The organism is Streptomyces sp. 142MFCol3.1 (assembly GCF_000424945.1).
GTDB classification, from domain to species: Bacteria; Actinomycetota; Actinomycetes; order Streptomycetales; family Streptomycetaceae; genus Streptomyces; species Streptomyces siamensis.
This window is the reverse complement of record NZ_AUKV01000006.1, coordinates 192,258-217,814: the sequence shown is the minus strand read 5'-3', so window position 1 is coordinate 217,814 and position 25,557 is coordinate 192,258. Positions and strand designations below refer to the sequence as shown.

Genomic DNA, 25,557 nt, shown 5'->3' with positions numbered 1-25,557 from the left:
TCCGTCGCGTGGCGATCGCGGTCTCCTGTCGCACGCCCTTCGGCGGCGGCGGCCCCGCGCCGCCGCCACCGAAGGGTGGATCAGCTCACCCGTCCGTACCAGACGCTCCTCGTCCAGATCTTCTGCAGCTTCACGACGTCCCCGGTCTTCGGGGAGTGCCAGATCTTTCCCTTCCCGGCGTAGATGCCGACGTGGTACACGCTCCGGCCCGAGTGGAAGAACACCAGGTCTCCGGCCTTGCGGTGCGAGGCCGAGATGTGGTGGGTCTTGTTGTACTGCGCCGCGGCCGTTCGAGGGAGATTCTTGCCCGCCTTCTTGAACGAGTACAGGGTCAGCCCGGAGCAGTCGAAGCGACGCGGTCCGGTGGCCCCCCACTTGTAGGGGGCGCCCTTCTTCGAGGCCGCGACCTGGAGTGCCTTCGTCGCCACGGTGGCCGCCTCGGCGTCGGGAGCGACGCCCGGGACCACCAGGGTGCCGCCGACGGCGGCGATGGTCAGAGCCGAGGCCGTACCGGCCCGGGTCCACAGCGACGGGACACGATTGAGCGCAGTCATGCGCAACCCTTCGTCAGCCGCCTGTGAAGGATGACCTGTCGGATTCGGGCTGGCGAAGTAGCCCGGCCGCGTACTGCGGCTTCACCCCAAGGACCGCCCGGATCTCTCCGGCGGCCCGTCGTGCTGGGTCCTCCACTCCTGCCGATCCACTTCTGTCGACCGGACATCCGGGCGGCGGCAGGACTCGGCGTCCGCCCGGACCGCCCCGCCGCTGTGGCGGGGGCTTGTCGTCGGAAGGGATCTTCACGCATGTGAGTCGGAAATGCCGAGCGGAACCGGTGATTTGTGGCGTTACTCACCACTCACCCGTTCGGGTGGACACCTCTTTGTTCGGGCGGGTGTTGAGGTGTACGACGACGCCCGTACCTGCAACGGAACGTCAAATTCCGGCTCATGACCACGCGCGTTGCGCAACTCGGGGGCGTCGTACAAAGGACCCGCAGATACTCCAACAGGCGGTAATCCTTCTGGTCCGTTTGAAACCCGGGCCGGACGTCTCGCCCGTCGGCGTGCGTCCCGGCCCGGGCACACGCACCGGTGGCGCGTCAACTTCCGGAGCGGGGCGGCACGGTGACCCTGGACGCGCGCCGCTCGCCGTCGAGCACACGCAGCGCCTGTGCGAGCGTCGGGGCGTGCACCTCGCTCTCGCCGCGCTGGTGCATCAGGGTCAGCGCGTCACGCAGTGCGGTCGCCTTGACCACCAGTGCTTGAGCGGCCCTCAGGCCGCGGTAGGTGTCGCCGGGGCGGGCCGGGTTGATGCGGCCGAGCAGGTCGACGACATCGAGGTATCGGTCGATCAACTCGGCCTCGGCGCGCGTGAGCGCGGGGAGCGGGGGCAGTTCCGGCGGGAGCATCGGCCGGTCACCTCCCGCCGGGCGTGCTGCGCGAGCTCTTGCGGTTCGGGATGATCCGGTCGATCAGTCCGTACGCCACCGCCGCCGGTGCGTCGAGGATCTTGTCGCGTTCGATGTCGGCGGCGACCCGCTCCGGGCTCCGGCCCGTGTGTCGGACGAGCATCTCCTCCAGCAGTCCTCGGGTGCGGATCAACTCCTCGGCCTGGATGGCCAGATCGCTCGCCTGACCCTGGACCGGTTCGGGCAGCGAGGGCTGGTGGATGAGCACACGGGCACCCGGAAGGGCGAACCGCTTGCCCGGTGTGCCGCCGGCGAGCAGGACGGCCGCGGCCGACGCGGCCTGTCCGAGGCAGGTCGTCTCCACGTCGCAGGTGACGAACTGCATCGTGTCGTAGATCGCGGTCATCGCGCTGAAGGAGCCGCCCGGGCAGTTGATGTACAGCGAGATGTCCCGGTCCGGGGCCAGATATTCGAGGTGCATGAACTGCGCCATCACGTCGTTCGCCGACGTGTCGTCGATCGGCGTCCCGAGGAACACGATCCGTTCGTCGAGCAGCTTCGAGTACGGATCCAGGGTCCGGGTTCCCGCGCTGGTGCGTTCGGTGAATTCGGGCAGGACGTAGCGGGCGGACGGTTCGGGCATGGTGCGCGCCTCCTCTGGGGGACTCCGTAAAAAATGTACAGGACGTACAGAGCCTGTCCATGGGTACTCGCTGACAGCGAAAAGGCCCACAGGAGGGGCCCGGGGGAGTCCACGGGAAGGGCCCGGCGGACCGCACGGGTGGGGCCCTGGGGGTGCACGGGAGCGGTCGGGGGGAGATCGTCCGCTCCGGGTCGGTTCGGGACACCGGTCTAAGCTGGACGGCATGGCCTACGAGATTCCGGTGACGCAAGCCAGGGCTGAGCTCGCCGACCTGATCAACCGCGTGGTGTACGGCGGTGAGCGCGTCGTGGTGACGCGGCACGGGAAGCCTCTCGTCGCGCTGGTCTCCGCCGCCGACCTGGAGCGCCTCGAGGAACTCCAGGACCCCGCCGACGAGCAGGTGATCAGCTCCCTTTCCAGCGTTCGCGAGGTCGCGTCCGCGCCCCGCGAGCGCCAGCGCTTCGGCATCGCCGCCGAGCACCGGGGGCCGAGCGCCTCCTAGACGGAACCGGCGCGGCCCGCGTGCCGTGCGCCCGCTGCCGCACGGCGGGTGGACGCGCACCCGCACGGGGCAGGACCACGACCGGCCGCATCGGGTCGCCCCCGTCTCGCCGTACCGGCGCGGCCGGCTCTCGTACCGGCGCGGCCACGACGGGCCGCTCCGCGTCGCTCCGCGTTCCGTCGTTCAGGCACGCCGTATCGCGTCGCTCCCCGTCCCGTCGTACCCGCGCGGCCGCCACCGTACGGCTCGTACGGGCACGACCGGTGCCGTACGGGGGCGGCCGCGAACGGCCGTATACGGCCCGGCCCGCGGCGGCGTCCCGGACGGTTGCTTCGTCGCCCCGGGGTGGAGTCCACGGCCCCTTCCGCGCGTAGTCGGCTCTTGTTCCGGCGGAGTGGCCACGGCGACACGGACCACGCGCCCGGCGGCCGGACGCACGGGGCCGGTTCCGCGCCACGGGACAGGGACCGTCGCGCTGCCCGGCGTCCACGAGCAGCGGCTGTCCGGCCGAGGCCGTCGAGGCCGTCGAGGCGATCGAGGGCGGTCGAGCGCGGTCGAGGACGGCCGTGACCGGGCGCGCCGGCCTCGACGCCTGGCGGGGCGTCGATCACGCCCGCGCGGGACCCGCGGTGCGACACGCCGGCCCCTGCACCGCGCTGTCGGAGACACCCGCGGCGACCCGCACGCCGCCACGCGCTCCATGGGTCCGGCGCGGGCCGCCGGCGGGCCGACACTCGGCCACAGGCTGGTTAACGTCCCTGAAACCCCGGCCAACTAGCGTGCGTATCCACGCCACCAGGGGTTTCGGTGGCAGCGGCCACCGGACCCCGCACGGTCCGGAGCGAGGACTGTGAGGTGGTACGCCGTGCAACTGACCCCGCACGAGCAAGAGAGGCTGCTGATTCACGTGGCCGCCGACGTGGCCGAGAAGCGCCGGGCCCGCGGACTGAAACTGAACCACCCCGAGGCCGTCGCCCTCATCACGTCGCACATCCTCGAAGGCGCGCGGGACGGACGCACCGTCGCCGAACTCATGGCCTCCGGCCGGAAGATCCTCACCCGCGACGACGTGATGCCGGGCATCCCCGAGATGATCCACGACGTCCAGGTCGAGGCGACCTTCCCGGACGGCACCAAGCTCGTCACCGTCCACGGCCCCATCGTCTGACGGGGAGCAGCGCCATGATTCCCGGAGAGATCCTCCACGCCGACGGTCCCGTCGTCTTCAACGAGGGCCGCGAAGTCACCAGGCTGACCGTCCTCAACGCCGCCGACCGGCCCGTCCAGGTCGGCTCCCACTACCACTTCGCCGAGGCCAACCCCGGCCTGGACTTCGACCGTGCCGCGGCACGCGGCAAGCGGCTGAATGTCGCCGCCGGCACCGCCGTGCGCTTCGAGCCCGGGATCCCCGTCGCCGTCGAACTCGTCCCGCTCGCCGGTGCCCGAGTGGTGCCCGGACTGCGCGGTGAGACCGGAGGTGCCCTCGATGCCTGAGCTCTCGCGCGCCGCCTACGCCGACCTCTTCGGCCCCACCACCGGCGACCGCATCCGCCTCGCCGACACCGACCTGCTGATCGAGATCGAGGAGGACCGGTCCGGCGGTCCCGGACTCGCCGGGGACGAGGCGGTGTTCGGCGGCGGCAAGGTCATCCGCGAGTCCATGGGACAGTCGCGTGCCACGCGCGCGGACGGCACGCCCGACACCGTCATCACGGGGGTCGTGGTCGTCGACCACTGGGGGATCGTCAAGGCCGACCTCGGCATCCGCGACGGCCGGATCACCGGCATCGGCAAGGCCGGCAACCCGGACACCATGGACGGCGTCCACCCCGATCTGGTGATCGGGCCCGAGACCGAGATCATCGCCGGCAACGGGCGCATCCTGACCGCGGGCGCCATCGACGCACATGTGCACCTGATCTGCCCGCAGATCGCCGACGAGGCGCTCGCCTCCGGGATCACCACGCTCGTGGGCGGCGGCACGGGGCCCGCCGAGGGCTCGAAGGCGACCACCGTCACGCCCGGCCCCTGGCACCTGGCCCGGATGCTGGAGGCGATGGAGCAGTACCCGCTCAACTTCGGCCTGCTGGGCAAGGGCAACACCGTCTCGCACGAAGCGATGCTGTCGCAGATCCGCGGCGGCGCGCTCGGCCTGAAGATCCACGAGGACTGGGGCTCGACGCCCGCGGCGATCGACGCCGCGCTCACCGTCGCGGACCGCACGGGCATCCAGGTCGCCATCCACACGGACACCCTCAACGAGGCCGGTTTCGTGGGCGACACGCTGGCCGCCATCGGCGGACGCGGCATCCACGCGTACCACACCGAGGGTGCGGGCGGCGGGCACGCACCGGACATCATGACCGTGGTCGCCGAGCCGTACGTGCTGCCCAGCTCCACCAACCCCACCCGGCCCTACACCGTCAACACGGCCGAGGAACACCTCGACATGCTGATGGTGTGCCACCACCTCAACCCGGCGGTGCCCGAGGACCTGGCCTTCGCCGAGTCCCGGATCAGGCCGTCGACGATCGGCGCCGAGGACATACTGCACGACCTCGGCGCCATCTCGATCATCTCGTCGGACTCCCAGGCGATGGGACGTGTCGGTGAAGTCATCATGCGGACCTGGCAGACGGCCCACGTGATGAAGCAGCGGCGCGGCGCCCTGCCGGGCGACGGGCGCGCGGACAACCACCGGGTGCGTCGCTATGTCGCCAAATACACGATCAATCCGGCGCTGGCGCAGGGCCTCGCCCGCGAGGTCGGCTCCGTCGAGCCGGGCAAACTCGCCGACCTGGTGCTGTGGGAGCCCGCCTTCTTCGGGGTCAAGCCGCACCTCGTCATCAAGGGCGGCCAGATCGCGTACGCGCAGATGGGCGACGCCAACGCGTCGATCCCCACTCCCCAGCCGATCCTGCCCCGGCCGATGTACGGCGCCGTCGGGAGGGCACCGGCCGCCAACTCGTTCAACTTCGTCGCACCGCTCGCCATCGAGGACGGGCTGCCCGAACGGCTCTCCCTCGGGAAGCGGTTCACCGCCATCGAGTCGACCCGGGCGGTGACCAAGGCGGACATGCGCGAGAACGACGCGCGACCGCGGGTGCGGATCGACCCGGACAGCTTCGCCGTGCACATCGACGGCGAACTGGTCGAGGCGACACCGGCCGCGGAACTGCCCATGGCCCAGCGTTATTTCCTCTTCTGATGTCCCGCGCGGCACTGCTGGTCCTGGCCGACGGGCGCTTCCCCGCCGGAGGGCACGCCCACTCCGGCGGGGCCGAGGCGGCCGTCAAGGCCGGACGGGTCACCGGGGCGGCGAGCCTGGAGGACTTCTGCCGGGGCCGGCTGCACACCACCGGTCTCGTCTCGGCCTCGCTGGCCGCGGCGGCGGCGCTCGGGGCCGATCCGGCGGCCCTGGACGCCGCAGCCGACGCCCGGACACCGTCACCTGCCCTGCGGGCCGCCGCGCGACGGCTCGGGCGACAGCTGATGAGAGCGGCCCGGGCGGCCTGGCCCTCGGCCGAACTCGACGCGCTGGCAGGGAAGTTCCCCAAGGGAGCGCATCAGCCCGTCGTTCTCGGCGTGACGGCCCGGGCCGCCGCCCTCGCGGCGGACGACGCCGCGTACTGCTCCGCGTACGAGAGTGTCAGCGGGCCGGCGACGGCCACCGTGCGGCTGCTGAGCCTCGATCCGTTCGACGCCAGCGCGGTGCTGGCCCGACTGGCGCCGGAACTGGACCGGGTGGCCGGCGCGGCCGCCGCTGCCGCGCGGGGCGTGCTCGACCACGGCGTCGACGCGCTGCCCTCGGCCTCCGCCCCGCTGCTGGAGATCGGCGCTCAGGCGCACGCGGCCTGGCCCGTACGCCTCTTCGCGTCGTAGGAGCACCCCCATCTTGCGCCGCTGCCCTCACACCACCTTGGAGACTCATCGTGCATCTCGGTCACACCCATGACGGTGCGTCCGCTGTCAGCGCCGACGCCCACCGTCCGGACGGGGCCCGCCGTGCCCTGCGGATCGGGCTCGGCGGGCCGGTCGGCTCGGGGAAGACCGCCACCGTCGCCGCGCTCTGCCGGTCGCTGCGCGACGAGTTGTCCCTCGCCGTCGTCACCAATGACATCTATACGAGGGAGGACGCGGAGTTCCTGCTGCGGGAGGCGGTGCTGCCGCCCGAGCGGATCGCCGCCGTGGAGACCGGGGCCTGTCCGCACACCGCCATCCGGGACGACATCTCCGCGAACCTCGAAGCGGTGGAGGATCTGGAGGACGAGGTCGGTCCGCTGGACCTGATCCTCGTGGAGTCCGGGGGTGACAACCTCACGGCCACCTTCTCCAAGGGGCTCGTCGACGCGCAGATCTTCGTGATCGACGTCGCGGGCGGCGACGACATTCCACGCAAGGGCGGGCCCGGTGTCACCACCGCCGATCTGCTCGTCGTGAACAAGACCGACCTCGCACCCCATGTGGGGTCCGATCTGGAGCGGATGGCGGCGGACGCGAAGGCGCAGCGCGCCGAACTCCCGGTCGTCTTCCAGTCCTTGCGTACCGAGGACGGGGTCGCGGCCGTCGCCGGCTGGGTACGGGAGCGGCTCGCCGCGTGGACGGCGTGAACCGGATGGACGGCGTGAGCCGGGCGGGCGGTGTCGATCAGGTGGGCGGTGCCGGTCCGGCGAACGGTGTCGGTCCGGTGGGCGGTGTCGGCCGGGCGAACGGTGTCGGTCCGGCGGACGGCGTCGATCCGGTGGGCGATGTCGGTCCGCTGGACGGCGGCGGCCCGGTGGGCGGTGTCGGCTCGACGCACGGGTCGACACCGTCGGCGGACGGCGGCGGGCCGGGGCGTGCGCGTCGGCCGGGTGGCCCGAGCCGGGCGGGTCGCCTGACGACGGCGGGCGTGCGGGCGACCGCGCGGATCGCCGCGCGGGACGACGGCCGGGGCGGCACCTCGCTGCCCGTGCTGGAGGGGGAGGGCCCACTCGCGGTTCGCCGCACCCGGTCCCACGGCGCCGAGGCCCGCGTCATGCTCGTCGGCGCGATGAGCGGCCCGCTCGGCGGCGACCACCTCACCGTCGAGGCACGCGCCGAAGGCCGCGCGCGCCTGAGGGTGGGGTCGGCCGCCGCGACGATCGCGCTGCCCGGCCAGAACAAGGCCGAGGCGCGCTACGACGTCCGGCTCTGCGTCGCCGACGGAGCCGAACTGCACTGGCTCCCCGAGCAGTTGATCTCCGCCTGCGGCAGCGACCTGTGTGTCTCCTCGCGGATCGACCTCCAGGGACGCGCCCGCTTGGTGTTCCGGGAGGAGCAGGTGCTCGGGCGTGTGGGCGAGGAACCCGGTCGGCTCACCAGCCGTCTTGTCGTGCGACTGGACGGACGGGCGCTGCTGGACCAGGAGTTGGCCTGCGGCCCGGGCGCGCCCGGTGGCTGGGACGGGCCCGCCGTGCTGGCCGGGCTGCGTGCGGTCGGCCAACTCGTCGTCGTGCGGCCGGAGTTCGCAGACGACCTGCCCGAGCCGCGCATGCTGGGGGAGCAAGCGGCGCTGGCTCCGCTCGCCGGGCCCGCCGTGCTCGTCACCGCGGTCGCACCCGACGGGCTCGGACTGCGGCGCTTGCTGGACGAGGCGCTGCGCCTGCTCGGCTGACCGCAGGCCGCGGTGGCCCGCCCGGGTGACCGCAGGCCGCGATGGCCCGTTGTTCGTGGACGGACGGAGACGTCTCCGCTCAACGGCACAACGCGCACCGGTTATCGGATTAGTAAAGAAGCCTTGTCGCATCTGTTCTCAGGGACCTCACAGCCGAAAGGATCCCCCTACCAATCGCAACGATGTACGGGGAGGCCACACTTGAGGGCTAAGAGACCGTCGAGACGGATGACGGCGCTCGGTTCGGCCGGAGCGCTCGTCACGGCGACCCTGATCGCCGGGGCCGTCACGGCTCCGTCGGCCACCGCCGCGTCGCGTCACGGGCAGGACCGGGAGCAGCGCGGAGCGGCGATCGCCGCGGAGCGGGCGGGCAAGGCCGGCATCGACTGGCAGGACTGTCCCGCGGACTGGGGCCTGGAGAAGCCGATCCAGTGCGGCTGGGTCAGCGTCCCGCTCGACTACGCCCACCCGAACGGCAAGCAGATCAAGCTGGCCGTGGACCGTATCGGGAACACGGGCACCAAGGACGAGCGCCAGGGCGCCCTCGTCTACAACCCCGGCGGTCCCGGCGGCTCCGGCATGCGCTTCCCGCGCCGCGTGACCACGAAGAGCCCCGTCTGGGCGAACACCGCCAAGGCGTACGACTTCGTCGGCTTCGACCCGCGCGGTGTGGGCCACTCGGCCCCCATCTCCTGCATCGACCCGCAGGAGTTCGTGAAGGCGCCGAAGGCCGACCCGGTCCCGGACAGCGAGGCGGACAAGCGTGCCCAGCGCAAGCTGGCGGCCGAGTACGCCGACGGCTGCGCCGAGCGCAGCGGCGCGATGCTGCCGCACATGACCACGCCGAACACGGCACGCGACCTCGACGTCATCCGGGCCGCCCTCGGTGAGAAGAAGCTCAACTACCTGGGCGTCTCGTACGGCACGTACCTGGGAGCCGTCTACGGCACGCTCTTCCCGGGGCACGTCCGCCGCATGGTGGTCGACAGCGTCGTCAACCCGTCGCGGGAGAACATCTGGTACCAGGCCAACCTGGAGCAGGACATCGCCTTCGAGGGCCGTTGGAAGGACTGGGAGGACTGGGTCGCCGAGAACGACGCCGCCTTCCACCTCGGCGACACCCGGGCCGAGGTCCAGGACCAGTGGCTGAAGCTGCGGGCCACCGCGAAGAAGAACCCCCTCGGGGGCGTCGTCGGCCCGGCCGAGCTGATCTCCTTCTTCCAGAGCGCGCCGTACTACGACTCCTCCTGGGTGCCGGTCGCGACGGTGTTCAGCAAGTACGTCGCCGGTGACACACAGGCGCTCGTCGACGCCGCCGCCCCCGACCTGTCGGACACCGCGGGCAACATCGCCTCGGAGAACGGCAACGCCGTCTACACGGCCGTCGAGTGCACCGACGCCCAGTGGCCCACCAGCTGGCAGAAGTGGGACCGGGACAACACCCGGCTCCACAAGGACTACCCGTTCATGACCTGGGCCAACGCGTGGATGAACCTGCCGTGCGCCACCTGGCCTGCCAAGCAGCAGACCCCGGTGAACGTCAAGACCGGCAAGGGTCTGCCCGCCGTCCTGATCGTGCAGTCCACGCGTGACGCCGCCACCCCGTACGCCGGCGCCGTCGAACTGCACAAGCGCTTCAAGGGCTCCCGCCTGATCACCGAGCAGGGCGCGGGCTCGCACGGTGTGACCGGGCTGGTCAACCCCTGCATCAACGAGCGGGTGGACAGCTACCTGCTCTCCGGCAGGACGGACGCGTCCGACGTGACCTGCGCACCGCACGCCACGCCGAAGCCGTAACCCGCCTGCGAGAAGGGGGGCGGCCGGACTCCGGTCGCCCCCTCACTCGTTCCGGTCGTCCCCTCGCTCGCTCCGGTCGTCCCACGCGCGGTCGGGCCGGCTCCTGCGGGCCGGACTTCTCGCTCAGGACGTCCGGCTCCCGTCGGGCCGGACCTCTCGCTCAGGACGCGAGCCAGGCGTCCTCCGCCGCGTAGTCGAAGAGGTCGCCGTAAGCGCGGAGCATGTCGGGGTAGGCCTCCCGCCAGTCCCGGCCGGCCAGCCGGCGTTCGATCGAGGCGATGGTCTCGGGGAGCCTGTCGGCGTACCGGACCACCGGGCGGTAGCCCAACTCCCTTTCGGCGGCCGTCATGTCGCAGACGACGGGCAGCGGCACCGTCCAGGGCGTGTCACCGACCGTGGGTGCCGGGGCCGGACCGTCCACCAGCACGTCCTCCGCCCGCACGCCCATCGCGGCGTCGATCGACGCCGCGATCTCCGCGACCGTGGGCGCCTCGGGGTCGCAGGCGTTCAGGACGCGCGATGCCGGCCGCCGGGCCGCGAGCCGGATCAGCTCGGCGACGGTGTGGACACTCGCCGGGTGGAAGCGGCTCAGGCCGCCGAACGCGAGGACGCGCCGACGACGGCCGTCCAGGTTGCGCTTGACGAAGTACAGCTCGCGGGGCGTACGGCAGTACGGGCCGTGCACGGCACCCGCGCGCAACAGGGTCGTCGGCAACCGGTCGCCCGCGGCGAGGAGATCGCGCTCCAGGGCCGCCTTGCGCGTGCTGTATGTGCCGTCGCCGGGTTGCACGGTGCGCTGGCTCTCGGGGATCGGCACGGGGTACTCGGGGAATCCGTCCGGCTCCGACTGCGTGTCGAAGCCGCGCCCCTTGTCGTCTTCGTAGACCGACACGCTGGAGATCACCACGGCGGAGCCGACACGGCCGGAGAGCCCCGTCAACTGGCGTGCGTGCCCGGTTCCGTAGGCGACGATGTCGACCAGCACGTCGCAGCCGTCACCGACCGCCGCGGCCAGGGCGGTGTCCTGCGCGCGGTCCAGCCCGACGGCGCGCACCTGCGCGGGCCAGCCGTCGTCGCGTCCTCCGCCGCGGGACGCGGCCGTCACGTCCCAGCCGTCGCGGGCCAGCGCGTCCACGGCCGCGCGTCCGATCTGTCCGGTCGCTCCGATCACCACAGCACGTCTCATACGTAAAAAATGTACAGGACGTACGTCTGGTGCAGGTGGATTCCGTACCGCTCAGCTCAGCGGCATCCGCCGGAACCTGCGGGCGTTCGCCGCCTTCTCCTCGGCCTCCTCGGCCTTCACGACGGCCGCGTACTGGTCGACGTACTCCTGCTCCGAGAGGCTGAGAATGGCGTACATGATCTCGTCGGTCACCGCGCGCAGGATCGCCTTCTCGTTCTCCATGCCGGCGTAGCGGGAGAAGTCGAGGGGCTTGCCGAAGCGGATGACGACGGGATGGATGTTCGGGATGACCTTGCCGGGCGGCTGCGCCTCGAAGGTGCCGATCATCGCGCAGGGGATCACCGGGACCCCGGCCTTGAGGGCCATCACCGCGACGCCGACCTTGCCCTTGTAGAGACGGCCGTCGTGCGAACGGGTCCCTTCCGGGTAGATGCCCAGCAATTCGTCCTTGCGCAGTACGCCGAGGCCCTCGCGGATCGCCGCCTGGCCCGCATCCTTGCCGGAGCGGTCCACGGGGATCTGCCCGGCGCTGCGGAAGAAGGCCGCGGTGAGCCTGCCCTTGATGCCGGGACCCGTGAAGTACTCGGCCTTCGCGAGGAAGGTGATGCGCCGCTTCAGGATCGCGGGCATCAGGAAGTGGTCGGAGAACGACAGGTGGTTGCCGGCGACGATGGCCGCGCCCGACGACGGTACGTGCTCAAGGCCCTCGATCCGAGGCCGGAAGACCAGCCTCAACAGCGGACCCAGAAGCACGTATTTGAGCACGTAATAAAACACTGGGGCACTCCTCGTTTCCCCCGGGGAGCGATCAGTGTAGGCGCGGCCGTCGCCGGGCGTAACCATTCCGGTGTCACTCTCTGTGGCCTCGTGGCCGGTATCAGACCTCTTGCGTCAGAACTTTCTCCAGAGCCCCGAGAGCCGACTGCAGTTCCTCGCCGGTGATGGTCAGCGGAGGGGCCAGACGGATCGTCGAACCGTGGGTGTCCTTGACGAGGATCCCCTCGCGCATCAGGCCCTCACTGATCTCGCGGCCCGTGCCGATGGCCGGGTCGATGTCGACCCCCGCCCACAGTCCGCGCGCCCGGAAGCCCTCGACGCCCTTGCCGACCAGGCTTGCGAGTCCGCCGCGCAGGATCACGCCCAGCTCCGCCGCCCGGCGCTGGTACTCCCCTGTCTCCAGAAGGCCGACGACGGCCGAGCCCACGGCCGCGGCGAGCGGATTGCCGCCGAACGTCGAGCCGTGTTCGCCCGGGCGCAGCACCTCCAGCACGTCCCGGCGGCCCACCACCGCGGAGACCGGCACGATGCCGCCGCCGAGCGCCTTGCCGAGAAGCAGCAGGTCCGGCACGACCTCCTCGTGTTCCACGGCGAGGGTGGCGCCCGTGCGGCCGAGACCCGACTGGATCTCGTCGGCGATGAACAGGCAGCCGGCCCGGCGGGTCAGCTCGCGCACGCCGGTCAGATAGCCGTGGTCCGGGATGACCACGCCGGCCTCGCCCTGGATGGGCTCGATCAGCACGGCCGCGGTGGTCTCGTCGACGGCCGCTTCGAGTGCGGCGAGGTCGTTGTACGGGACCACGCGGAAGCCGGGCGTGAAGGGCCCGAAGCCGGTGCGGGCGGTCTCGTCCGTGGAGAAGCTGACGATCGTGGTCGTGCGGCCGTGGAAGTTGTCGGCGGCCACGACGATCGTCGCCCGGTCCGGGGCGACCCCCTTGACCTCGTACGCCCATTTGCGGGCCACCTTGATGGCGCTCTCCACCGCTTCCGCGCCCGTGTTCATCGGCAGGACCATGTCCTGGCCCGTCAGCGTGGCCAGGGACTCGGCGAACCCGGCCAGCCGGTCGTTGTGGAAGGCGCGCGAGGTCAGGGTGAGCTGGTCCAGCTGACGGTGCGCCGCCTCGATCAGCACCGGATTGCGGTGCCCGAAGTTGAGGGCCGAGTAGCCCGCCAGCATGTCCAGGTAGCGACGGCCCTCGACGTCCTCGACCCAGGTGCCCTCGGCGCGGGCGACGACGACGGGCAGCGGGTGGTAGTTGTGCGCGAGGACCGGCGCCTCCGCGCGGATCAGCTCGTCGGAGGTGCGCGTACGGGCGGGGATGCGGGTGGGTGCCGTCATGAACGGATCTCCTGAGTGCAGCACTTGATGCCGCCGCCGGCCTTGTGGAACTCCGAGAGGTCGACGGGGACGGGGACGTAGCCGTGGCGGTCGAGCTGCTCGGCGAGGGACTCGGCGCGCGGCGCGATGAAGACGTGGCGGCCGTCGGAGACCGAGTTGAGGCCGAAGGCCATGGCGTCCTCCCGGGTGGCGAGCACCGCGTCCGGGTACAGCCGGGCGAGCACCTCGCGGCTGCCGGGCGAGAACGCCTCCGGGTAGTACGCGATGTTGTCGTCGTCCAGCACGAACAGCGCCGTGTCCAGGTGGTAGAAGCGCGGATCGACCAGGCGGAGGCTGACCACCGGGAGGCCGAAGAACTCCTGCACCTCGCGGTGCGCCTCGGGGGTCGTACGGAAGCCGGTGCCGGCCAGGACGTACCGGCCCGTCGGGACCAGGTCGCCCTCGCCCTCGCACACCGACTCGGGACGGTAGACGTCGAAGCCGGCCGCCTTGAACCAGGTGTCGTAGGCGGTGGACTCGGGACGCCGCTGCGGTGCGTGGAAGAGCGAGCCGAAGACCCGGCCCGCCACGACGAGCGCGGAGTTCGCCGCGAACACCATGTCGGGAAGGCCGGCGACCGGTTCCACCGAGTCGACGGTGTGGCCGTGCGCGCGGTAGGCGCGGATCAGCGCCTCCCACTGACCGCGGGCGAGGTCGACGTCCACGGGCGTGTCGGGATGCATCCACGGGTTGATCGCGTACTGCACGGCGAAGTGTCTGGGTTCGCAGACCAGAAAGCGCCGGGGGCGCGGCACACGGCTGTCGGGCACAGAGAGGTACCTCCGCTTCCTGCGGTGACGGCTGAGGGTTCCTCCACGGTAAGAAACGGGGGATACGGGCGACAAGCGAGGAGAGCTGCGTGATTGCGCAGCGATGATGCGTGATCGGAGGAGTCAGCGCACGTTTCCTGCGTCGTCCGGGACGGCGTGGGTCGCCCCGGCCTCAGGAGCCTCCGGCAGCAGGTGGGACAGCACCATGTAGCTGATCGTCTTCCGGATGAACGGCTCCGTACGGATCCGCTCCAGCACCTCCTCGAAGTGCCCCACATCCGTCGCCCGCACGTGCAGCAGCGCGTCCGCGCCCCCGGTCACGGTCATCGCGGCGGTGATCTCCGGATGGTTGCGCACCACCTCCGCGAGCCGCCGCGGCGGGGCCGCGCCCTCGCAGTACACCTCCACGTACGCCTCCGTGCGCCAGCCGAGCGCGGCAGGCTTCACCGTGGCCGTGAAACCGGTGATCACACCCGTCTCACGCAGCCGGTCGACACGCCGCTTGACCGCGGTGGCGGACAGGCCGATCGCCGCGCCGATCTCCGCGAAGCTCGTCCTGGCATTGGCCATCAGGGCCGTGATGATCTTGCGGTCGAGTTCGTCGAACATCGCGGGCTTGCTGCTCATGACCGCACTGTATCCAGCGTCAACGCCCACGCATCCAGCGAGAACGCGGACGCTCCGCGACATGTCCAGGCGGACCGATCGCTCTTACACTCCACTCTCATGCTGCGCGCGCTCGCCGTCGACGACGAACAACCGTCCCTCGAGGAACTCCTGTATCTGCTGAACGCCGATCCCCGCGTCAGCAACGCCGAGGGAGCGAGCGACGCCACCGAGGCACTGCGCCGGATCAACCGGGCCCTGGAGTCGGGACCCGGCGGACCCGAGGCCATCGACGTCGTCTTCCTCGACATCCACATGCCCGGCCTGGACGGGCTCGACCTGGCCCGGCTGCTCACCGGCTTCGCCAACCCTCCGCTCGTCGTCTTCGTGACCGCACACGAGGGCTTCGCCGTCCAGGCCTTCGACCTGAAGGCCGTCGACTACGTGCTCAAGCCCGTACGCCGCGAGCGGCTCGCCGAGGCCGTCCGACGGGCCGCCCAGTTCAGGGACGCCACCCCCCTGATACCCGTCCACGAACCCGACCCCGACCACATATCCGTCGAACTCGGCGGAGTGACCCGCTTCGTGGCCGTCGAGGACATCACCCATGTCGAGGCCCACGGAGACTACGCCCGCCTGCACACGCCCCAGGGCAGTCATCTCGTCCGCATCCCCCTGTCCACCCTGGAGGAGCGCTGGCGTTCCCGCGGCTTCGTCCGCATCCACCGCCGTCACCTCGTCGCCCTGCGGCACATCGGCGAACTCCGGCTGGACGCGGGCACGGTGAGCGTCCTCGTCGGCCCCGTGGAACTCCAGGTCAGCCGCCGTCACGCGCGCGAACTGCGCGACCTGTTGCTGCGCCGGACCACGAGCTGAGGAGGCCCGCGTGCCACAGGACCCGACCGAACGCCGCGTGGTCGTCACCGGGGTGCCCCGGCACACCCGCAGAACGTCCGGCTACTACCGGCCCAGGACCGAGATCGACGAACAGACCACGCTCGGCCACACCTACGTCCGCTCCCTGATGCGCAGCCAGCTCCGCGTCGCCCTGATGGTCTTCGCGGTACTCGTGCTGCTCGTGGGACCACTGCCGCTGGTCTTCGCCGCGATGCCGGACGGCGCCGGTCTCGAATGGGGCGTGCTCGGCTTCGGCGTGTACCCGCCGCTGGTCCTGCTCGCCCGCTGGTACGTGCGCCGCGCGGAGCGCAACGAGAAGGACTTCGCGCGACTCGTCGAGGACCGCTGACCCGTGAACCAGAACTACGCCGTCCCCGCGGTCGCCCTCGTGGTCGTGGCGACCGTCCTCGTCGGGGCGTTCGGCCTGCGCATCTCCCGGACCACCTCAGACTTCTACGTCGCCTCGCGCACCGTCGGCCCGCGGCTCAACGCCGCCGCGATCAGCGGCGAGTACCTCTCCGCCGCCTCCTTCCTCGGCATCGCCGGACTCGTCCTGGTGCAGGGCCCGGACATGCTCTGGTACCCGGTCGGCTACACGGCCGGCTACCTCGTCCTCCTGCTGTTCGTCGCGGCCCCGCTGCGCCGCTCCGGCGCCTACACCCTGCCCGACTTCGCCGAGGCCCGGCTCGGCTCCCAGGCGGTGCGACGCCTCGCCGGAGCCTTCGTCGTCGGCGTCGGCTGGCTGTATCTGCTGCCCCAGCTCCAGGGCGCCGGCCTGACCCTGGCCGTGCTGACCGACGCCCCCGACCGGTTCGGCGGCGTACTCGTCGCCGTGGTCGTGGTCGCCACCGTCGCCGCGGGCGGCATGCGCAGCATCACCTTCGTGCAGGCCTTCCAGTACTGGCTCAAACTCACCGCCCTGCTGGTCCCCGCACTCTTCCTGGTCCTCGCCTGGCAGGCGCACGGCGCGCCCCGCGACGCCTTCGACGAACCGGCGACCTTCCGCGAACAGCGGGTCGTCCGAGTGGACGACACCCTCGACCTGAAACTCGCCCGGCCCCTGGACGTCACGGCGACCGGCACGGTCGACGCCCGGCCCCACACGGACGAGCGGATCCGGCTCCCCGCGGGGGTCCACCGCATCGAGCGCGGCACCCGGCTCACCTTCACCGAGGGGGACCCGGTCCCGGTGGCCGAGCGCGGCAGCAACGGCGGCATGTCGACATCGCTGGCGGCGGGCCGGGAGGAACGCCCGCTGTACGCCACGTACGGGCTGATCCTCGCCACCTTCCTCGGCACCATGGGCCTGCCGCACGTCGTCGTCCGCTTCTACACCAGCCCGCACGGCGTCGCCGCCCGCCGCACCACCGTCGCCGTCCTCGGCCTGATCGGCGCCTTCTACCTCCTTCCGCCCGTCTACGGCGCGCTGGGCAGGCTGTACGCCCCGGAACTCAACATCACCGGGGACGCGGACGCCGCCGTGCTCCTGCTGCCCGACCGGATGATCGGCGGGCTCGGCGCCGACCTGCTGGGCGCGCTCGTGGCGGGCGGCGCCTTCGCCGCCTTCCTGTCCACCGCGTCCGGCCTGACGATGGCGGTCGCGGGCGTACTGACCCAGGACGTCCTCCCGTCCCGCGGAGTACGGCACTTCAGGCTCGGCACGGTCCTCGCGATGGCGGTGCCGCTCGCCGCGAGCGTGCTGGCCGGCGGACTGCCGGTCGCCGACGCCGTGGGGCTCGCGTTCGCCGTCTCCGCGTCCTCGTTCTGTCCCTTGCTGGTGCTGGGCATCTGGTGGCGGCGCCTGACTCCGCCGGGTGCGGCGGCCGGCATGCTGGTCGGGGGCGGCGCGGCCTTCGTCGCCGTCGCCGCGACCATGGCCGGCTATCCCGGCACCGGCACCCTGCACGCGCTCCTCGCCTGGCCCGCGCTGTGGTCGGTACCGCTCGGATTCCTCACGATGGTCCTGGTCTCGCTGGCCACACCCGGCCGGGTGCCCGCGGGGACCGCCGCGATCCTGGCCCGGTTCCACCTGCCCGAAGAGCTGACGGGCGGTCCACTGCCCGCCGGGCCGCCGCGGACGGGCGCCGAAGCGAAGGAGATCCAGGCATGAGGCGGTCCCGGGGAGAGGCGGCGCTGTGAGCGGATTCCTCGCCGGGCTGTGCGTCGCCGTCCTGCCGCTGCTGGCCGCGGGGTTCTGGATCGGCCGACGTACCGCACGGCCCGAGAGCCTCGGCGGTCTCGGCACCCCCGTCGAGCACGCCACCTTCCAGACCCTGCACACCGCGTCGCTCGCCACGCCTCCGCTGCGCGCCGGCCTCACCGAGGAGACGGCCGGACGCTCCGCGCGACGGCTGCGCAGCCTCCTCGGCACCGACGCGTTGTGCCTCACCGACCGTGAGACGGTCCTCGCCTGGGACGGCATCGGCGCACACCATCGCACCGAGATCATGGAACGGCTTGGCGGCTTGCTGGAGACCGGCCGCGGCGAAGCCTTCCGGCTCGGCTGCGACGAACCCGCCTGCCCGCTGCGCTGGGCCGTCGTCGCGCCGCTCACCGTCGACGAGCGGGTGCACGGAGCGCTGGTCGCCTGCGCGCCCCGCGAGTCCGCCGTCCTCGTCCGTGCCGCGGGCGAAGTCGCCCGGTGGGTCTCCGTCCAGCTGGAGCTGGCCGACCTCGACCGGTCGCGCACCCGCCTGATCGAGGCCGAGATCAAGGCACTGCGGGCACAGATATCACCGCACTTCATCTTCAACTCGCTCGCGGTCATCGCCTCGTTCGTGCGGACGGACCCCGAGCGGGCTCGCGAACTGCTGCTGGAGTTCGCCGACTTCACCCGCTACTCGTTCCGCCGGCACGGCGACTTCACCACGCTCGCCGACGAACTCCACGCCATCGACCACTACTTGGCGCTCGTCAGGGCGCGCTTCGGGGAACGGCTCTCCGTCACTCTGCAGATCGCGCCCGAGGTGCTGCCGGTCGCCCTGCCCTTCCTGTGCCTCCAGCCCCTCGTGGAGAACGCCGTCAAACACGGTCTGGAGGGCAAGACCGACAAGAGCCACATCAGCATCACGGCCCAGGACGCGGGCGCCGAGGCGCTGGTCGTCATCGAGGACAACGGCGCCGGCATGGATCCGGAGCGGCTGCGCCGCATTCTGGCCGGGGAGGGCAGCCCCTCCGGGGGAATCGGACTCTCCAATGTCGACGAACGACTGCGTCAGGTCTACGGCGACGCCCACGGGCTCGTCATCGAGACCGCCGTGGGCGCGGGCATGAAGATCACCGCCAGGCTGCCCAAGTACCAGCCCGGTGTGCATTCGGCGGCGCGGCCGCCCAGGCAGTGACGGGTGCGCCCGGACGCCGCGGCGGCCCGCGGCCGACGCCAGCTCGAGGATCACCTCGACGGCGGTCGGCGCCGGTCACGGGCGGCACGGATCGCCGATCGTGCCGTCACGTGCTCCGGGAGGCCACCATCGCCACGGTGATCAGACCCAGGACGACCCAGCCGAACCACAGCCAGCCGTTGCTGCCGAGCGCCACCGTGTAGGCGGTCACCACGACGAGGCCGCCCACGGTGAGCACACCCATCGTCTTCGTCGTACCGGGCATCGCGGCACCCTCCTCCAGGCGGGGTCCGCGACGCGGCCCGTGGCCTTGGGGACATTTTCACCCGAAGGGAGGAGGTTCGCCAGGGCCGGTAGGACCGCCGTCGCCCTCACCGCGTGCCGTCGAAGCGGCCCGCGACGGTGCAGACGACCAGGAATCGTCCATTTGGCCAGGGGTGTTCGTTGTGGAGGCCATGGTTCACCTCCCGTCCCGTTCCGTCGCCGAACAGCCCGGCCGCGGCGTCCTGCTCGCACTGCGTATCCGCCGCCGCGTCGAGCTGTTTCGCGGCCACGGGACCGTCGAGGTGGGTCATCCCCACGACCTTCTCCTGGTGCTTCTTGTCGCAGGCGACCAGCTCGAAGTGGTTCGAGGTGCGCGCGTCCCCGCTGATGTGGCCGAGGCAGTCGCCCTTCTGGAACTGCCCCGCGTCGTTGATGGCCGACCCGTAGGCCCGGTACGCGCCGAGCGGGCCCCCGACCGGGCCGTACTTCCCGACCAGCAGGCACGCGACGCGGCCGCCCGTCTGCGCGAAGCCCTCGCTGGTGGGGATGACGGGGACCGATGCGACGTTCCGTGCCAGCCCGGCAGCGGTCGCCTCGGTGGCCATGGCGCAGCGCCGAGGCCCGCCGGACCGCGCCGCCGCCAGGGAGGGAGCCTTGTACAGGGCCAGCACCTGCCCGTCGGTCCCCTGGCCGCAACCGGGGTCCACCTCCAGCCGCGAGGTGCCGGTGACCTGCCCGCCGGACCGCGCGGCCACCACGCAGTCGCGCAGTTCGAGAGGCTCGGCGAGTCCGACCCGCGCACCGTACGGCCGGACCACCTTGTGCGCCATCGCGTACCAGACCCCGCCGGCCGTCAGCCCCAGCGTGAGCAGCGCCGCCGTCAGCGCCTGGAGGACGCGGGGGCGCCTGCGCCTGTGTGGCGGGGGAAGGGCCGTCGGCTGCGCCGGCCCTCCGGAGCCGGGCGGGCCGAAGCCCTGCGCCGGTCCGGCCCGGCCCGGCGACCGAGACGGGAACTCCCGCGGTGGCCGCGGATCGTGCGCGCCCGGCGTCGAGGCCGTCGGGGCGTACGGACCGGAAGCCGGCGCGGAGGAGGCGTACGGTCCCGACGCCTGAGCCGTCGGTGAGTACGAGGCCGGCGCCGTGGGGGCGTACGGGCTCTGCGCCTGAGCCGTGGGTGGGTGGAGGGCCGGTTCGTGAGGCGCGGGCGGTTCGTGGGCCGTGGGGGAGTACGCCTGAGGTGCCGGGGACGTCGGGGCGCACCCGGAGGGCGCCGCCGGAACCCGGTCGGGGCCGGGGCCCGCGGCCGTCTGCGGGTACGCGGACGGCAGGGCGAAGCCCCGGTCGCCCGCCGGCACTCCGGACTCAGGCCCCCGGCCTGCACCGCCGGACCCCGCCCACGGCGGCTGCGAGCCCGTGTCCAGCCGCGTCGGCGGATGCGGCTGGGGTGTGATGATCCCGGCCAGGGCGGCCGCCACGTCCTCGGCGGAGATCCGCCGGGCGGGATCCTTCACCAGCAGGGCCTCGACGACCGGCCACAGCGCGCCGGCCCGTCGCGGCACGGGCGGTTCCTCCAGGACCACGGCGGTGATCGCGGCGAGATCGGTGTCACGGTCGAAGGGCCCGTGCCCCTCCACACCGAAGTACAGGGTGCAGCCCAGCGAGAACAGGTCGGCCGCGGCGGTCGGCGGCCCGCCGGTCGCCCGCTCCGGCGCAAGATATCCGGCCGTGCCCACCAGGACGGACGTCCTGGTCCAGCGGGTCTCCAGGGAGTCCGGCTGGACGGAGATGCCGTAGTCGGTCAGCAGGATCCGGGTGCCCGGTGCGCCCGTGCGGGCCGGAGCGAGCAGGATGTTGGCCGGCTTCACGTCCCGGTGCATGATCCCGCGCTCGTGCCCCGCGGTGAGTGCGTCGAGGACGGCGAGGCCCACGCGGGCGCAGGCGTCGGGGGCGAGCGGGCCACGGCGGGCAGGCAGACCGCGCAGGTCCTCCGCGCCCGCCACGTACTCCATCACGATCCACGGCAGTCCCTCGTGCTCCAGGACGTCGTGCACCGTCACCACGTGCGGGTGCCCGCGCAGCACCGCCGCGTGCCGTGCCTCGGCGCGGGCCCGCGCGATACGCGCCTCGTGCTCCTCGCTGCCCTCCGGGACACCGCGGAAGCGGATCTCCTTGAGTGCCACGTCGCAGTCGAGCCGTTGGTCGTGGGCCAGCCACACATGGCCCATGCCGCCCGAGCCGATCTGGTCCACGAGCAGATACCGGCCGGCGATGAGCCGGCCCACCCCTGACTGCGGTGGTCCTGGTGCCATCAGGTTGCCCCCAGGTTCTGCGCTGGTTCGTGGCGGGTCAGGACGTGTCCCCGGTGGCCCCACCGGAGTCGGTCGCGGAGTCGCCGACACCCGGGTCGGCCGGGACGGAGTCCTCACCACCGGACCCGGACGGGGCCGAGTCGCTCGGCCCCGGGCCGTCGGAGAGGGACCCCCCGGGGGTGCCGAGAGGCGGCGAGGACGACGTCGCCCCGCCCGTACCGGCGCTGGTATAGCCCGTACCGCCCGCGGTGTCGGTGGGTGTTCCGCCGGTTGTGGTGCCCGTGGTGTCGGTGGGTGTTCCGCCGGTTGTGGTGCCCGTGGTGTCGGTGGGTGTTCCGCCGGTTGTGGTGGTGCCCGCGGTGGCGGTAGGCGTGCCGCCCGTTCCGGTACTGGTACCGCTCGGGCCGGCGTCGGTTCCCGAATCGCTCGGGTCCGCACTGAGCCCGCCGGAGTCCGTGGGAGTGCTCCCGTCCTCGCCGTCGACGGACAGGGTCACGGCCTCACCCCATTCCAGCGTGCTGCCCTCGACGGGCTGCGAGGCGGTGACCTGGGCGTCGTCGGGCGGGAGGGCGTCACCGTCGTACGCCATCGCCAGCCCCGCTGCGGCCAGCGCCTGTGTCGCCTCGGCGAACGACATGCCGGTGACGGCCGGGACCGCGTGTTCCGCGTGCGGGTCGAAGGCTTCGTCGTCGCTGCCGTCGGTGCCGAGCCGACGGGCGATGCCCCGGTCCGGGTCCTGCACGTCGACGAGCTGGAGCCGGTCGATCCGGTGGTCGCCGGGCGGCGGTTCCACGACGACGATGTGGTCCTGCCGGTAGCCGGACCACTTCTTGTTGCCGTCCTCGAACCGCACGGACGCCTTTTTGATGTTCACCTTCGAAGGGCGCAGCGGATTGCCGCAGGAGCACTTCACGGCGGGCAGTCCCTGCCTGTCGACCAGAACGGCGATTCCGGCCTGGAGCAAGGCGTCGAAGGGGACGGCCTTGCCGTGCTTGTACTGGTGGTTCGTCACGAGGGTGTCGTGGCGCAGTACCACGGGTGTGAGGTGATCGATGTAACCCGAGATCTGATCCGGGCGAATATGCAGGGCGCGCGCCCATTCCTTCGCCCTGGCCGAGTTCTCGGGTGCGGTGAGGAATTGCTTCAGCTTCGCCACGGCACAGGTGCCGGGTTTCGTCGAACCGCCGAACTCACCGGTGGCCCCACCGGTCGAACCCTGCCCCGGTGAGCCGCCGCTCTGCCCGGCAGTGCTCCGGCCCGAGCCGTCCCCACCGGAACCGCTCCCGGAGCCGGAGCCGTCGCCGTCCCCGGACGGATCGTCGGCACTGGGCTCGTCCCCGCCCTGGTCGCTGCCGTCGTCCGGTGTGCCGCCGTACAGCCCCGGGCTGTTGCTCGCCTGCACCCCGCCGCTCGGCGGCGCCTCGGGAACCTCGGTGTCCCGGCCGAGCCTGCCGTCCTCCTCGAAGAAGGGATCGGCCTGTGAAATACCCATGGCCACGGCGCGGATCGCGAACACCTGATCGGATGCGCCGCAGCCGCCGATTATCAGCACGAGAACCAGCAGCAGTGCGGCCCTGCGGCCCGTCGATATCACGGCCCTGTGCATGGAAACGCGAATTGTCATGACCGCTCCCCCTGCGGCTTCCCCCGTGGACTCCGCGGCGCGGGCGTGCGACCGGACGCGGAACTTCGCTTCTCCATGCTACTGAATAGAAATGCCTTTCCCGCAAGGAGAAAAGGAAAGTTAATTCAGTGACCGCGCGCGTTCAGTGAGGCCAGATAGGCGTTGTACGCCTCGAGTTCCTTGTCGCCGTCCCGGTCCGCGGCCCGGTCCGTGCGCCTCGCCTGCCGCTGCTCGGACCGGTACCACTGGAAGAGCAGAGCGAGCAGCACGAGGACCGACGGAATCTCGCTGAACGCCCAGGCGATGCCGCCCGCCGCGCTCTGGTCGGCGAGCGCGTCGATGCCGAGCGACGCGGGCGGATGCTTGTATGTCGAGACCATCGGCTCGGAGGCCATCATCAGGGCGATGCCGAAGAACGCGTGGAACGGCATGCCCGCGAACAGCTCCAGCATGCGCATCAGATGGCCGGGGCGGTGCGGCCCCGGGTCCACGCCCATGATCGGCCAGAAGAAGACCAGACCGACCGCGAGGAAGTGGCACATCATCGCGATGTGCCCGGCCTTGGAGCCCATGAGGAAGTCGAACAGGGGCGAGAAGTACAGCGCGTACAGGCTCGCGATGAACAGCGGGATGGTGAACGCGGGATGGGTGACGATCCGCATGTACCGGCTGTGCAGGAACATCAGCAGCAGTTCACGAGGGCCCTTGCTGCCTCGCGTCGAGGCGACCGGCAGCGCGCGCAGCGCCAGGGTGATCGGCGCCCCGAGCAGGATCAGGATCGGTGACAGCATGCTGATCACCATGTGCTGCACCATGTGCACGCTGAACATGACCATGCCGTAGTCGTTCAGTCCGGTGCACATGACGAGCATCACGGTCAGCACACCGACGACGAAAGCGACGGTCCGGCCCACCGGCCACTTGTCGCCGCGCCGCGCGAGCCGTAGGACCCCCCAGCCGTACAGGCCGAGCCCCACGAGGCACGCGACGAGGAAGAACGGGTCCGCGGACCATTCGAGCCCCCGCCCCAGCGTGAACGGCGGCAGATCCATGGTCATGCCGTGCCCGCTGTGATCCATCCGCCGGCTCCTGTTTCGTGGGGGCCTCCCAGGCTTTTGGGCCACTGGGGGAGGTTGTGCGTCGTCTGTCCGCACCAGAGTAGAACCGCCCCCGGTCGCGGCTGCGACCGGGGGCGGTTCCTTCCACGTACGACGGCTGCGGGTGACGACCGGGGGGAGGGCCCGCGCCGGAGGTGGTGTCAGAGCACGCACTCCGCCTCGGCGTAGCGCTCGTCGGGCACCGTCTTGAGCGTCTCGACCGCCTCGGCGAGCGAGACCATCACGATGTCGGTGCCGCGCAGCGCGGTCATCCCGCCGAACTCGCCGCGGTGCACGGCCTCCACGGCGTGCCAGCCGAAGCGGGTCGCGAGGACACGGTCGTACGCGGTCGGGGTGCCGCCGCGCTGGACATGTCCGAGGATCACCGGGCGGGCCTCCTTGCCGAGGCGCTGCTCCAGTTCGAGGGAGAGCTGCCGGGCGATGCCCGCGAAACGCTCGTGCCCGTAGATGTCCTTGCCGCCCTCGTCGAACTCCATCGTGCCGGCCCGCGGCTTGGCGCCCTCGGCGGCCACGACGATGGCGAACCGCTTGCCCGCCTCGAAGCGTTCGCCGACCTTGGCGGCCAACGCCTCGATGTCGAAGGGGCGTTCCGGTACGACGATGGCGTGGGCGCCCGCCGCCATGCCGGAGTGCAGCGCGATCCAGCCGGTGTGGCGGCCCATGACCTCCACGACCAGGACGCGCTGATGGGACTCGGCGGTGGTCTTCAGCCGGTCGAGCGCCTCGGTGGCGACACCGACGGCCGTGTCGAAGCCGAAGGTGACGTCCGTGACCGCGATGTCGTTGTCGATGGTCTTCGGCACGCCGACGATCGGCAGCCCGCCGTCCGAGAGCAGGCGGGCCGCCTTGAGCGTGCCCTCGCCCCCGATCGGGATGATCGCGTCGAGACCGAGCTCCTCGACGTGCCCCTTCGCCCGCTCCACGCCGTCCCGCAGGTGGGAGGGCTGGACCCGGGAGGAGCCGAGCATCGTGCCCCCGCGAGCCAGGATGCCGCTCACCGCGTCGAGGTCGAGCTTGAGGTAGTCGCACTCCAGGAGGCCCTTCCAGCCGTCCCGGAAGCCGATGACCTCGTCGCCGTGGTCGACGACGGCACGGTGCACGACGGACCGGATGACGGCGTTCAGACCGGGGCAGTCGCCGCCGGACGTGAGGACACCAATGCGCATAGCCCGAAATACCTTCTCAGCGTGGGCCGGGGACCGGACCACGTTGTCCGGCAGGATCCCCGCCACCCTACCGGCGGGAGGGGGCCCTTCCGTAACCTGCGTCCGCCTGCTGGACGCGCCCGCACAGGTGAGCGGA

25 protein-coding genes and 1 riboswitch are annotated in these 25,557 nt (G+C 71.7%); of the genes, 12 read left to right on the top strand and 13 right to left on the bottom strand.

From position 1 onward, the window contains the following. Positions 1–80: 80 nt before the first annotated feature. The 3 genes from H305_RS0110860 to H305_RS0110850 all read right to left on the bottom strand — a co-directional run bounded on the left by H305_RS0110860 (position 81) and on the right by H305_RS0110850 (position 2,051). Positions 81–554 (bottom strand): C40 family peptidase, encoded by a 474-nt coding sequence (locus H305_RS0110860; protein ID WP_028800398.1) that lies wholly within the window; start codon positions 552–554, stop codon positions 81–83. Between the two features lie 3 nt (positions 555–557). After that, positions 558–754: riboswitch (cyclic di-AMP (ydaO/yuaA leader) on the bottom strand. Positions 755–1,099: 345 nt separating this feature from the next. Further along, positions 1,100–1,408, bottom strand: a complete 309-nt coding sequence (locus H305_RS0110855; protein ID WP_028800397.1) for a hypothetical protein — start codon at positions 1,406–1,408, stop codon at positions 1,100–1,102. A gap of 7 nt (positions 1,409–1,415) precedes the next feature. Next, positions 1,416–2,051, bottom strand: coding sequence for an ATP-dependent Clp protease proteolytic subunit (locus H305_RS0110850; protein ID WP_028800396.1), 636 nt, complete (start codon positions 2,049–2,051; stop codon positions 1,416–1,418). Positions 2,052–2,274: 223 nt separating this feature from the next. Here H305_RS0110850 and H305_RS0110845 point away from each other — a divergent pair, with 223 nt between their 5' ends. From H305_RS0110845 to H305_RS0110810, 8 genes are all read left to right on the top strand, one after another. Further along, positions 2,275–2,553: a type II toxin-antitoxin system Phd/YefM family antitoxin gene (locus H305_RS0110845; protein ID WP_028800395.1), complete on the top strand. Its 279-nt coding sequence runs from the start codon at positions 2,275–2,277 to the stop codon at positions 2,551–2,553. Between the two features lie 865 nt (positions 2,554–3,418). Further along, the gene (locus tag H305_RS0110840) at positions 3,419–3,721 is read left to right on the top strand and encodes an urease subunit gamma (protein WP_037763487.1); all 303 of its coding nucleotides are present in this window, start codon (positions 3,419–3,421) and stop codon (positions 3,719–3,721) included. A 14-nt stretch (positions 3,722–3,735) separates the two neighbouring features. Next, positions 3,736–4,047, top strand: a complete 312-nt coding sequence (locus tag H305_RS0110835; RefSeq protein WP_028800393.1) for an urease subunit beta — start codon at positions 3,736–3,738, stop codon at positions 4,045–4,047. Next, positions 4,040–5,761: an urease subunit alpha gene (locus tag H305_RS0110830; RefSeq protein WP_028800392.1), complete on the top strand. Its 1,722-nt coding sequence runs from the start codon at positions 4,040–4,042 to the stop codon at positions 5,759–5,761. Before H305_RS0110835 ends, H305_RS0110830 begins: the two co-directional genes overlap by 8 nt. Continuing rightward, positions 5,761–6,435 (top strand): urease accessory protein UreF, encoded by a 675-nt coding sequence (locus H305_RS0110825; RefSeq protein WP_028800391.1) that lies wholly within the window; start codon positions 5,761–5,763, stop codon positions 6,433–6,435. The genes H305_RS0110830 and H305_RS0110825 overlap by 1 nt, the downstream gene beginning before the upstream one ends. 50 nt (positions 6,436–6,485) lie before the next feature. Next, positions 6,486–7,163, top strand: a complete 678-nt coding sequence (ureG, locus tag H305_RS0110820) for an urease accessory protein UreG (protein WP_028800390.1) — start codon at positions 6,486–6,488, stop codon at positions 7,161–7,163. Between the two features lie 266 nt (positions 7,164–7,429). After that, the gene (locus H305_RS0110815) at positions 7,430–8,188 is read left to right on the top strand and encodes an urease accessory protein UreD (protein WP_028800389.1); all 759 of its coding nucleotides are present in this window, start codon (positions 7,430–7,432) and stop codon (positions 8,186–8,188) included. Positions 8,189–8,416: 228 nt separating this feature from the next. Continuing rightward, entirely contained in the window at positions 8,417–9,985 is a 1,569-nt protein-coding gene (locus tag H305_RS0110810) for an alpha/beta hydrolase (protein WP_199791380.1), read from the top strand. Between the two features lie 160 nt (positions 9,986–10,145). Here the strand turns inward: H305_RS0110810 and H305_RS0110805 are convergent, their stop codons facing one another. The 5 genes from H305_RS0110805 to H305_RS0110785 form a co-directional block, all read right to left on the bottom strand. Beyond that, positions 10,146–11,159: an NAD-dependent epimerase/dehydratase family protein gene (locus H305_RS0110805; protein WP_028800387.1), complete on the bottom strand. Its 1,014-nt coding sequence runs from the start codon at positions 11,157–11,159 to the stop codon at positions 10,146–10,148. 63 nt (positions 11,160–11,222) lie between these two features. After that, positions 11,223–11,948 (bottom strand): lysophospholipid acyltransferase family protein, encoded by a 726-nt coding sequence (locus H305_RS0110800; RefSeq protein ID WP_028800386.1) that lies wholly within the window; start codon positions 11,946–11,948, stop codon positions 11,223–11,225. Between the two features lie 100 nt (positions 11,949–12,048). Continuing rightward, the gene (gene rocD / locus H305_RS0110795) at positions 12,049–13,287 is read right to left on the bottom strand and encodes an ornithine--oxo-acid transaminase (RefSeq protein WP_028800385.1); all 1,239 of its coding nucleotides are present in this window, start codon (positions 13,285–13,287) and stop codon (positions 12,049–12,051) included. Then, positions 13,284–14,096, bottom strand: coding sequence for a dimethylargininase (ddaH, locus tag H305_RS0110790; protein WP_028800384.1), 813 nt, complete (start codon positions 14,094–14,096; stop codon positions 13,284–13,286). The genes rocD and ddaH overlap by 4 nt, the downstream gene beginning before the upstream one ends. 123 nt (positions 14,097–14,219) lie before the next feature. Beyond that, positions 14,220–14,723: an Lrp/AsnC family transcriptional regulator gene (locus tag H305_RS0110785; protein ID WP_028800383.1), complete on the bottom strand. Its 504-nt coding sequence runs from the start codon at positions 14,721–14,723 to the stop codon at positions 14,220–14,222. Positions 14,724–14,822: 99 nt separating this feature from the next. Here H305_RS0110785 and H305_RS0110780 point away from each other — a divergent pair, with 99 nt between their 5' ends. From H305_RS0110780 to H305_RS0110765, 4 genes are read left to right on the top strand one after another with little or no spacing between them, the layout of a single operon-like run. Beyond that, positions 14,823–15,578 (top strand): LytR/AlgR family response regulator transcription factor, encoded by a 756-nt coding sequence (locus tag H305_RS0110780; RefSeq protein WP_028800382.1) that lies wholly within the window; start codon positions 14,823–14,825, stop codon positions 15,576–15,578. 10 nt (positions 15,579–15,588) lie between these two features. Continuing rightward, positions 15,589–15,948, top strand: coding sequence for a hypothetical protein (locus H305_RS0110775; protein ID WP_028800381.1), 360 nt, complete (start codon positions 15,589–15,591; stop codon positions 15,946–15,948). 3 nt (positions 15,949–15,951) lie between these two features. Then, on the top strand, positions 15,952–17,709 hold the full coding sequence (locus H305_RS0110770; RefSeq protein WP_028800380.1) for a cation acetate symporter: 1,758 nt from the start codon (positions 15,952–15,954) through the stop codon (positions 17,707–17,709). A gap of 25 nt (positions 17,710–17,734) precedes the next feature. Next, on the top strand, positions 17,735–18,940 hold the full coding sequence (locus H305_RS0110765) for a sensor histidine kinase (protein ID WP_028800379.1): 1,206 nt from the start codon (positions 17,735–17,737) through the stop codon (positions 18,938–18,940). A gap of 106 nt (positions 18,941–19,046) precedes the next feature. Here H305_RS0110765 and H305_RS52270 read toward each other — a convergent pair whose 3' ends face one another. The 5 genes from H305_RS52270 to H305_RS0110740 all read right to left on the bottom strand — a co-directional run bounded on the left by H305_RS52270 (position 19,047) and on the right by H305_RS0110740 (position 25,421). After that, on the bottom strand, positions 19,047–19,205 hold the full coding sequence (locus H305_RS52270; RefSeq protein WP_037763379.1) for a hypothetical protein: 159 nt from the start codon (positions 19,203–19,205) through the stop codon (positions 19,047–19,049). A 106-nt stretch (positions 19,206–19,311) separates the two neighbouring features. Beyond that, positions 19,312–21,513: a serine/threonine-protein kinase gene (locus H305_RS45425; protein WP_037763377.1), complete on the bottom strand. Its 2,202-nt coding sequence runs from the start codon at positions 21,511–21,513 to the stop codon at positions 19,312–19,314. A 37-nt stretch (positions 21,514–21,550) separates the two neighbouring features. Then, complete coding sequence (locus H305_RS45420) at positions 21,551–23,137, bottom strand: DUF6777 domain-containing protein (protein ID WP_158690514.1); 1,587 nt, start codon at positions 23,135–23,137, stop codon at positions 21,551–21,553. A 125-nt stretch (positions 23,138–23,262) separates the two neighbouring features. Beyond that, complete coding sequence (locus H305_RS0110745; protein WP_028800378.1) at positions 23,263–24,216, bottom strand: cytochrome c oxidase assembly protein; 954 nt, start codon at positions 24,214–24,216, stop codon at positions 23,263–23,265. Positions 24,217–24,395: 179 nt separating this feature from the next. Further along, entirely contained in the window at positions 24,396–25,421 is a 1,026-nt protein-coding gene (locus H305_RS0110740) for a 6-phosphofructokinase (RefSeq protein WP_028800377.1), read from the bottom strand. Positions 25,422–25,557 lie beyond the last annotated feature (136 nt).

Excerpts from the sequence above, each read along its gene's own strand:
- H305_RS0110860 (WP_028800398.1), bottom strand. The coding sequence starts at position 554 with ATGACTGCGCTCAATCGTGTCCCGTCGCTGTGGACCCGGGCCGGTACG.
- H305_RS0110855 (WP_028800397.1), bottom strand. The coding sequence starts at position 1,408 with ATGCTCCCGCCGGAACTGCCCCCGCTCCCCGCGCTCACGCGCGCCGAG.
- H305_RS0110850 (WP_028800396.1), bottom strand. The coding sequence starts at position 2,051 with ATGCCCGAACCGTCCGCCCGCTACGTCCTGCCCGAATTCACCGAACGC.
- H305_RS0110845 (WP_028800395.1), top strand. The coding sequence starts at position 2,275 with ATGGCCTACGAGATTCCGGTGACGCAAGCCAGGGCTGAGCTCGCCGAC.
- H305_RS0110835 (WP_028800393.1), top strand. The coding sequence starts at position 3,736 with ATGATTCCCGGAGAGATCCTCCACGCCGACGGTCCCGTCGTCTTCAAC.
- H305_RS0110830 (WP_028800392.1), top strand. The coding sequence starts at position 4,040 with ATGCCTGAGCTCTCGCGCGCCGCCTACGCCGACCTCTTCGGCCCCACC.
- H305_RS0110825 (WP_028800391.1), top strand. The coding sequence starts at position 5,761 with ATGTCCCGCGCGGCACTGCTGGTCCTGGCCGACGGGCGCTTCCCCGCC.
- H305_RS0110810 (WP_199791380.1), top strand. The coding sequence starts at position 8,417 with ATGACGGCGCTCGGTTCGGCCGGAGCGCTCGTCACGGCGACCCTGATC.
- rocD (WP_028800385.1), bottom strand. The coding sequence starts at position 13,287 with ATGACGGCACCCACCCGCATCCCCGCCCGTACGCGCACCTCCGACGAG.
- H305_RS0110785 (WP_028800383.1), bottom strand. The coding sequence starts at position 14,723 with ATGAGCAGCAAGCCCGCGATGTTCGACGAACTCGACCGCAAGATCATC.
- H305_RS0110780 (WP_028800382.1), top strand. The coding sequence starts at position 14,823 with ATGCTGCGCGCGCTCGCCGTCGACGACGAACAACCGTCCCTCGAGGAA.
- H305_RS52270 (WP_037763379.1), bottom strand. The coding sequence starts at position 19,205 with ATGCCCGGTACGACGAAGACGATGGGTGTGCTCACCGTGGGCGGCCTC.
- H305_RS45425 (WP_037763377.1), bottom strand. The coding sequence starts at position 21,513 with ATGGCACCAGGACCACCGCAGTCAGGGGTGGGCCGGCTCATCGCCGGC.
- H305_RS45420 (WP_158690514.1), bottom strand. The coding sequence starts at position 23,137 with ATGACAATTCGCGTTTCCATGCACAGGGCCGTGATATCGACGGGCCGC.
- H305_RS0110745 (WP_028800378.1), bottom strand. The coding sequence starts at position 24,216 with ATGGATCACAGCGGGCACGGCATGACCATGGATCTGCCGCCGTTCACG.
- H305_RS0110740 (WP_028800377.1), bottom strand. The coding sequence starts at position 25,421 with ATGCGCATTGGTGTCCTCACGTCCGGCGGCGACTGCCCCGGTCTGAAC.